Below are 1,226 nucleotides of genomic sequence, written 5' to 3' on the forward strand. Positions count from 1 at the left end.
TTCCGCGCCTATGGCGACGTGGTCGCGGTGAAGGCCGAAGAGGTCGATATCGGCGGCGTCTCCAAACTGGCCCTGTTCGCCCAGATCGCGCCCACCGATGACCTGGTGGCCATGGTCAATGTGAGCAAGCAGAAGCTGTATACCAGCATCGAAATCGCGCCCAAGTTCGCCGACACCGGCCGGGCCTATCTGCAGGGCCTGGCGGTGACGGATACCCCGGCCAGCCTGGGCACTGAAATGCTCGCCTTTGCCGCCCAGCATCCGGACCAGAGCCCGCTCGCCGCGCGCAAGATCGACCCGGCCAATCTGTTTACCTCCCTGGAGGAAGTGCAGATTGACTTTGAGGACACCGCCCCGGCTGCGCCGCGCAAGAACCTGGTCACCCAGATCTTCGCAGGCCTGGGCCTGGGTAAGCCGGCGCCGACGCCCGCACCAGCACCGGAATCCGACCCTGCCGCACAACTGGCCGCCCTGAGCCAGCAGTTGAGTGAGGCCTTTGCGCAGCACGAGCAGCGCATGGAACAGCTAAACGAAGAGAACCGCACGCTGAGCGCCCGCGTGCAATCGCTGTCGACCCAAGTGGCCGGCCTGCGCAAGACCCTGGATGACACCCCGCAGGCCTTCACCTCACGCCCGCCGGTTGCAGGGCCTGGCGTGGGCGCCGATGACGTCACCGACTGCTGATCCCCTCGCCTACTCCTTCATTTCGGATCCCACATGCGTACTGAAACCCGTCTCCAATTCAATCAGTTCACCCGCCGTGTAGCGGAGCTCAACAACGTCGAGTCGTCTCTGCAATCCTTCTCTGTGAACCCATCCGTACAGCAGACGATGGAGCAGCGGATCCAGGAGAGCAGCGCGTTCCTGTCGGCCATCAACATGCCCGGCGTGCTGGACCTGAAGGGCGAAAAGATCGGCGTGGGGGTCAACAGCACCGTGGCCGGCCGCACCGATACCAGTGGCACGGGCGAGCGTGTGCCGGCCGATGTCACTGCGCTGGACAGCACCGGCTATGAGTGCGTCCAGACCAACTTCGACACGGCCATTCCCTATGCACGACTGGATGCATGGGCGCGGCAGAAGAACTTCCAGACACTGCTGCGCAACGCGATCACCCAGCGGCAGGCACTGGACCGCATCATGATCGGCTTTCACGGCACCTCGGCTGCGGCCACCACCGACCGGGCGGCCAACCCGCTGCTGCAGGACGTTAACAAGGGCTGGCT

General features: G+C 64.4%; 2 protein-coding genes. Both read left to right on the top strand.

Features of this window, described 5'->3' with window-relative positions; translation table 11 throughout:
• The coding region (locus G4G00_RS21710; protein ID WP_164276634.1) for a GPO family capsid scaffolding protein at positions 1-684 on the top strand (684 nt) is incomplete at its 5' end.
• A gap of 33 nt (positions 685-717) precedes the next feature.
• Positions 718-1,226: P2 family phage major capsid protein (locus G4G00_RS21715; protein WP_164276637.1), on the top strand; the 509-nt coding region annotated here is incomplete at its 3' end.

Origin of the sequence: Stenotrophomonas sp. B1-1, assembly GCF_010894375.1 — a bacterium.
Classification (GTDB): domain Bacteria; phylum Pseudomonadota; class Gammaproteobacteria; order Xanthomonadales; family Xanthomonadaceae; genus Stenotrophomonas.